The 3,249-nt window shown below is 73.0% G+C and carries 4 protein-coding genes and 1 pseudogene; 4 read left to right on the plus strand and 1 reads right to left on the minus strand.

The window, feature by feature from the left end; translation table 11 throughout:
- On the plus strand, window positions 1-903 hold a 903-nt coding region (locus IJH84_RS06330; RefSeq protein ID WP_295141428.1), incomplete at its 5' end, for a TNT domain-containing protein.
- Window positions 900-1,235, plus strand: coding sequence for a hypothetical protein (locus IJH84_RS06335; protein ID WP_295141430.1), 336 nt, complete (start codon window positions 900-902; stop codon window positions 1,233-1,235). The genes IJH84_RS06330 and IJH84_RS06335, both read left to right, overlap by 4 nt.
- A gap of 19 nt (window positions 1,236-1,254) precedes the next feature.
- Here the strand turns inward: IJH84_RS06335 and hisN are convergent, their stop codons facing one another.
- Complete coding sequence (gene hisN, locus IJH84_RS06340) at window positions 1,255-2,031, minus strand: histidinol-phosphatase (RefSeq protein WP_295141432.1); 777 nt, start codon at window positions 2,029-2,031, stop codon at window positions 1,255-1,257.
- A 104-nt stretch (window positions 2,032-2,135) separates the two neighbouring features.
- On the opposite strand from hisN, the gene IJH84_RS06345 reads away from it, so the two are divergent.
- Window positions 2,136-2,810 (plus strand): response regulator transcription factor, encoded by a 675-nt coding sequence (locus IJH84_RS06345; RefSeq protein WP_200073412.1) that lies wholly within the window; start codon window positions 2,136-2,138, stop codon window positions 2,808-2,810.
- Window positions 2,811-2,812: 2 nt separating this feature from the next.
- Window positions 2,813-3,249 (plus strand): annotated as a pseudogene (locus tag IJH84_RS06350) (sensor histidine kinase); the annotation flags it as partial.

Genomic DNA, 3,249 nt, shown 5'->3' on the forward strand with positions numbered 1-3,249 from the left:
CCGGCGGTCGGTCAGCGCTCCCCGTACCGGGCTCGGCAGGCCGGGTACCCGGGCGCGCCGTACCCGCCGAACCGGCCGCCCTATCCGCAGCCGCCGCGCGCCGAGCAGGCCGCCGCTCCCGGGCATCGCCAAGGCGAGCACAAGGAGACGGTGGCGTTCATGCTGCACCAGTTCCCGATCGGCCATCTGCCGGTCGCCCAGACCAACGCCAGCAGGCAGTTGCCCGATCCGGGGGCCGCGCGCCGCTTCGGGCCGCTGGATCACCCGCGCTCGGAGCTCGTCGGTGACCGGGACGCGTTGGCCCGGGTGCGCTCCGGGAAACTTCCCACGCCGGATGCCCGCGGAGCTGCGTCGCGCCCCGAAGACTTCACCGCCGATCACGAGCCGCTGGCCGAACTGTCCGAGCACGCGTGGGACCGCGAATACCGCAGCACCGGATCCGATTACCGGTGGCCGCCCGACGAGTTCCCGGAGGGCTGCACCGAGGCCGGTGAGCCGATCGTGCTCGACCCGGACACGGTCCTCGACGAGCTCGGCGACGGCGAAGGCCGCGTCGCTGCGCCGGAGGGGACGGCGTTCACCGAGCGCAGCTTGCCGCCCGAGTACCTGGAGCTGCCGTACCACCGGTACCGCGTGCTGCACCCGTTGCCGGTGTGGCGAGCCGTGACCGCGCCGTGGTTCGGCGCGCGCGGCGGCGGCGTCCGCTACCGGACCACGCACCCGTTGGCGGAGCTGGTGGCGTTGGGCCTGCTCGCGGAGCTCGCCCCGGCGTTGGAGGAAACCGGCACCATCCGGCTGGAACGTTCGACCGTGCAGCGGGCCGAGACGGAGGCGGGCACGGCTCGGATGCGCGCCGAGCCGGCCGCCGCGCGGGAGGAAGCGACTGAGGGGAGCGCGGAGTGAACACCGAATCGGTGCTCGGCTGGCTCACGGCGATGGGCGTGCCCGCGGAACTGGTTTCGCTCGGTGCCGAAGCGGACAACGCCTGGTGCCTGCTGCGCACCGAGATCGACGGCGTGCCCGGCTGGGAGGTGTTCTGGCGCGAGCAGGGCAACCGCTACGACTGGGCGCGGTTCAGCAGCGAGCAGGTCGCCTGCTTCTACCTGTTCGGCAGGCTCACCTGGACGCAGGCGCTGCGCGGCGTGATCGGCCCGGTGGACCGGACCTCGAAGCCCACCGGCACGACCGTGCAGGAGCCCGCCACACCGCCGAGCGGTACGCCCGCCCAGTCCTGAAGCGCCAGTCCTGAAGCGATCAGCGCCGCAGGAGGGCCAGCGCGTCCGCGTGCAGGTGGCCGTTCGAGGTGAGCACCGTGCCGCCGCGGTGATCCGCGGTCCCGTCCAGGTCGGTGAAGGTGCCGCCGGCCTCTTGCACGAGCACCTGCGCGGCGGCCACGTCCCACGGGTTCACGATCGGTTCCGCGGCCAGGTCGATGGCGCCTTCGGCGACCAGGCAGTGCTGCCAGAAGTCGCCGAACGCCCGGTTCTCCCAGCAGGCGTCCACCAGCCGCAGGTAGGACTCCCGCGAGTGGTGCTCGACCCAGGTGCCCAGGTGCGTGGTGGACACGTAGGCGTCGGCGAGTTCCCGCACGCCCGACACCGCGATCCGCTCGGGGCCCGCGCCGCCGGAAGCCCACGCGCCCTGCCCGACCGCGGCCCACCAGCGCCTGCCCAGCGCCGGCGCGCTGATCACGCCCACCACCGGCGTGCCGTGCTCGACCAGTGCGATCAGCGTCGCCCAGGCGGGCACGCCGCGCAGGAAGTTCTTCGTGCCGTCGATCGGGTCCAGCACCCAGGCGCGCGGCCCCGAGGCGTCCCCGCCGCGCTCCTCGCCCGCGACCTCGTCACCGGGCCGCTGCTCGGCCAGCACCGCGCGCACCGCGTCCTCCACCGCGAGGTCCGCGTCGGTGACCGGGGTGCGGTCGGGTTTGCTGGTCACGTCCAGGTCCTGGGCGCGGAACCGGGCGGTGGTGCGCGCGTCCGCGGTGTCGGCCAGGTGCAGCGCGAGTTCCAGGTCAGCGGCGATCGTCACGCCCGGAACCTTAATCGTGCCCGCCGATGGCGCAGCGGCCCCGCCCCCCGGCGAACGCTCCCTAGAGACGAGTCTGATCTTGGCGGACATCTAGGGTGGGGAGCGTGAGCGTAGTGCTGCTGGCCGAGGACGACCCAGCCATTGCTGTGCCGTTGTCGAGGGCGCTGCAGCGGGAGGGCTACTCGGTGCGTGTGATCGAGGACGGCCCTGCCGCGTTGCGGGAGGCGTCGTCCGGCGTGATCGACCTGATGGTGCTGGACCTCGGGCTGCCGGAAATGGACGGCCTGGAGGTGTGCCGCAGGCTGCGCGCGCAGGGCCGCGGCATCCCGGTGCTGATGCTCACCGCCCGCACCGACGAGGTCGACTTCGTGGTCGGCCTGGACGCGGGCGCGGACGACTACGTGGCCAAACCGTTCCGGCTGGCCGAGCTGATGGCCCGCATCCGGGCGCTGCTGCGCCGCGGCTCGCCGGAAACGCTGGAGGCGTCCGGGGTCCGCCTGGAGCTCACCGCGCGGCGGGTGCTGGTCGACGAGCAGGAGGTCGGCCTGGCCAACAAGGAGTTCGAGCTGCTGCGGGTGCTGATGCAGCACGCGGGCCAGGTCGTCACCCGCGAGGAGATCCTGCACGAGGTGTGGCCGGAAGCCAGCCGCAAGGGCAGCAAAACCCTGGACATGCACATCTCGTGGCTGCGCCGGAAGCTCGGCGACGGCAACGGCCGCGCCGATGAGCAGCGGATCGCGACCGTGCGCGGCGTCGGGTTCCGGTTCAACGCGGACTGACCATGCGCAGGCGGATCCTGGCGGCGACGTTGCTGGCGGTGGCGGTCACGGCCGTGGTGCTCGGGCTGCCGCTGGGCGTGACCGCGCTGAAGCTGGTCGAGGACTTCACCCGGGCCGATCTGTCCACCCGCTCGCAGCAGATCGCGACCTCGCTGGACGAGCAGGTCGCTTCGCACCGGCCGATCGACGTCGAGTCGGTGCTGCTGGCGGTGCCGCGCGGGGCGCAGCTGGTGGTGCGCACCAAGCAGCAGGACTACGTGTACGGCTCCGACCCGGGGCCCTCGCCGCTGACCGAGAGGGTGCCGATGGTGCAGAGCGGCACCGTCACGCTGTCGGCTCCGAGCGCGCCGGTGCGCACGCAGCAGTTCCAGGTCGCAGGGCTGGTGCTGCTGCTGGTGGTGATCTCGGCGGGTACCGGGATGGTGGTCGCCGGGCTGAC

Source organism: Saccharopolyspora sp., assembly GCF_017434145.1.
Classification (GTDB): domain Bacteria; phylum Actinomycetota; class Actinomycetes; order Mycobacteriales; family Pseudonocardiaceae; genus Saccharopolyspora_C; species Saccharopolyspora_C galaxeae.